At 50.8% G+C, this 2,986-nt stretch carries 4 protein-coding genes; all 4 read left to right on the top strand.

The features are described from left to right. Positions 1-190: 190 nt before the first annotated feature. Genes ACFQ03_RS05130 through ACFQ03_RS05115 form a run of 4 tightly spaced genes read left to right on the top strand, consistent with a single transcriptional unit; the run spans position 191 to position 2,837 of the window. On the top strand, positions 191-1,111 hold the full coding sequence (locus ACFQ03_RS05130) for an ABC transporter ATP-binding protein (protein ID WP_144937296.1): 921 nt from the start codon (positions 191-193) through the stop codon (positions 1,109-1,111). Further along, positions 1,111-1,863, top strand: coding sequence for an ABC transporter permease (locus ACFQ03_RS05125; RefSeq protein ID WP_144937293.1), 753 nt, complete (start codon positions 1,111-1,113; stop codon positions 1,861-1,863). The genes ACFQ03_RS05130 and ACFQ03_RS05125 overlap by 1 nt, the downstream gene beginning before the upstream one ends. Before the next feature lie 40 nt (positions 1,864-1,903). Next, positions 1,904-2,527 (top strand): hypothetical protein, encoded by a 624-nt coding sequence (locus ACFQ03_RS05120; protein WP_144937290.1) that lies wholly within the window; start codon positions 1,904-1,906, stop codon positions 2,525-2,527. Further along, positions 2,517-2,837: a winged helix-turn-helix domain-containing protein gene (locus ACFQ03_RS05115; RefSeq protein WP_144937287.1), complete on the top strand. Its 321-nt coding sequence runs from the start codon at positions 2,517-2,519 to the stop codon at positions 2,835-2,837. Before ACFQ03_RS05120 ends, ACFQ03_RS05115 begins: the two co-directional genes overlap by 11 nt. Positions 2,838-2,986 lie beyond the last annotated feature (149 nt).

Below are 2,986 nucleotides of genomic sequence, written 5' to 3'. Positions count from 1 at the left end.
TGTAAAAAATACTTCGACGAAGGTCATTGGAAATCCTTGTTAGTTAATTGGTCAGCCGTAGTTTTTTTTTGTATCGTGTAACCAAAGAGTTTTCTCATTGACTTTTGCTGAAAAACAGAATACTCTGTAATACAGAGTTAATTCACTCTGTCTTTCAGAGTAAAAATGAACATGCAAGGAGGGGCATCCGGTGGAAACTGTCATCCGGTTGGATAAGGTGAGCAAACGGTACGGATCTACGTTGGCTGTAGGGGATGTATCGCTGCAGATCGGTAAGGGGGAAATCTTCGGTATCGTAGGTCCTAATGGCGCCGGTAAAACAACTTTGATTGAAATGATGGAAGGACTGCGTTCGGCGGACAGCGGAACGGTGAAGGTGCTGAATAAAGATATCCGAAGCCATTCGCAGCAGATTAAGGAAAGGATCGGTGTGCTGCTCCAGTCCACATCCATCCCAGGAAATGCGAGGGTGAAGGAGATTCTGAACGTCTTTTCCTCCTTCTATGACCGCACGGCCGACTTGGAAGGAATCATACGTTTACTCGGGCTGGGGGATAGGTTAAACAGTTACTTCAAATCGCTGTCGGGCGGCTGGAAGCAGCGGGTATCGTTGGCTCTCGCCCTGATTAACGATCCGGATATTGTCTTCCTGGATGAGCCGAGTATGGGCTTGGACCCGGTTGCCCGCAATCAGATGTGGCAGATGATCAAGCAGCTTAGAGAGGAAGGGCGGACCATCGTTGTTACCACTCATTATATGGAAGAAGCAGAGACGCTGTGCGACCGGGTGGCGGTGATGAGCCGCGGCAGCCTGATTGCGCTGGATACGCCGGAGAATCTGATCGCGTTGCTCGGAGAGGGCAAGCGGATCAGTTTCCGAAATCCCGGGCGGACAAGTCAGAAGGCCATGGCGGAGCTGACAAATGTCGTTCATGTCGAATGGGAGTCCGGCATCATCAAGCTCCATTCGACGGACATGGATCTCACCCTCCAGCATTTGTACCGCCGGGCCGATGAAGAGAAGTGGGTGGTCAGAGGACTGAAGCTGGAGGAGATGTCGATGAACGAAGTTTTCAGTGAATTGACGGAAAAGCAGGGGAGGGGAGCGTAATGAACGCCTTTTTGAAATTGACGGCTTTTGATCTGCGGTTATATTTGCGGGACTGGATTACGATCTTTTGGGTGCTGGTTTATCCCGTGCTGATGCTGCTGTTGTTTGGTTCCATGTTCGGGGATTCACCCAGTACGATCTATCCGGGAGGCCGGTATATCGATGATTATGTCCCCGCATTGTGCGCAATGAATGTCATGTCCGTGTCCTTGTTTACTCTTAATATTAACATGATCACCTACCGACAGAACGGTATTTTGAGAAGATTTCGGGTTACTCCGATCCGCAAGTCCGCCGTGCTGGCTTCCCATACGGTGCAAGGGATTTTTCTTATTGTCGCCGGTGCGGTTGAAATCGTCATTCTTGCCAAGCTCATTTGGGATGTCCAGCTTACGGCAGCCTCCCTGGCAGCGGTTATCGGGAGCCTGTTAATGGGAGTCATCGGTTTCTTCAGTCTTGGTTTTGCCCTGTCGGGTCTGGTCAGCACGACCGGTGCGGCAAGCGGGTTGGCGATGATCGTGTTCTTCCCCATGATCTTTCTCTCGGGAATTGCGATGCCGCTCGCCATGCTGCCCGACGTTATGCAGTCCATCAGCCGCTGGATACCGATGACTTATTATGTGGATCTGGTCCGGGGAGCATGGTATGGCCAGCCGTTCACGGAGCTTGGTAAAGAATTGCTGGTGATGGCCGGCTTCACAATTACTTGCTGTATACTTGCATTATTGTTGTTTCGATGGGAAAATCGATAACTAGGAAAGGTAAAATTGCAGGCTTCAGGAGTGGTTATCTTTGAAGGAAAACAAGGAGCAGCATATGCGTAAACCAGCAGAGGGTGGGCGGTACACGGGTGCGGATCAGGCTCTGCAGGATATTGAGTTTATTAAGCAGCTGATTGCCAGAAACCGCAAGAAGCTCGATCATTCTCCGCCCTATCTGTATATTTGGGGAGCCTATATGATGATCGGGTTTGTCGGCATGCATTTCGACCATTCCGTTTGGCCTAATTGGTACTGGTTAAGCGGTGCGATCGTAGGCTCGATACTTTCGGCGGCCGTCGGGATGAGACAGTCCCGTTCCTCCAACGAGCAGGAGGGAGGAGCCTATGCCTGGATGTTCTGGCTGCCTTTCGCGGTGATGATGCTGTCAGGGTTCTTTATGCTGGCATCGGGCATAGTAAGGGTCGAATACGCCTCCTTCTTCTGGGTTATTCTGGTAGGGATTTCCTATGTATCCCTAGCCTCGCTGGCCGGGAAAGGACCTGCGGTTGTCGGCTGCTGGTTCATCCTGCTGTCGATCTTGACCTGGCTGTTTTTCAGGGAATATCAATTTATCATTCTGGGATTGCTGGGCGGAGGCAGCAATATTATGGCAGGAATATATCTGCAGTGGCGGAGTAAGCGTCATGGGGGATAATCTGTTCGACGCCATCGACGAGACCATCCATGCCAAGGCCCGGCTTGGAATCATGAGCTTGCTTGCCGTTCACGGGCAATGTGATTTCAAATTTCTGCGGGACGAGCTGCAATTAACCGAAGGCAATCTGGGGAATCATATCCGCGTACTGGAGCAGGCCGGCTACATTGATGTACAGAAAACATTCGTCGGAAGACGGCCCAAGACGATTTGTTCTCCTACCGAGCTCGGGATGAATATGTTCCAGCAGTATATTGAAGGCCTGGAACGGATCATTCGTATGGCACAGCCTCCACATCGGAAGAGCTGACAGGGCTCCTTCCAAGCAGACAGCTTGGATTTGGAGTCTTGTATTCTCTTAAAGCTATGGGGCGCTGCCTTTCCTTACATAAGAATAGAGGCTCGGAAATAAGCAGTCATTCTGAGTCCAATTGAGGGGTGAATAAGGCAAATATGCCG

This window comes from Paenibacillus residui, from assembly GCF_042677205.1.
Classification (GTDB): domain Bacteria; phylum Bacillota; class Bacilli; order Paenibacillales; family NBRC-103111; genus Paenibacillus_L; species Paenibacillus_L residui.
Note: the sequence above shows the minus strand (reverse complement) of the source record. Positions and strands in the feature narration are given on the sequence as shown.

What these genes read in the sequence shown, in the direction of transcription:
- ACFQ03_RS05125 (WP_144937293.1), top strand. Translation starts at nt 1,111, where the DNA reads ATGAACGCCTTTTTGAAATTGACGGCTTTTGATCTGCGGTTATATTTG.
- ACFQ03_RS05115 (WP_144937287.1), top strand. Translation starts at nt 2,517, where the DNA reads ATGGGGGATAATCTGTTCGACGCCATCGACGAGACCATCCATGCCAAG.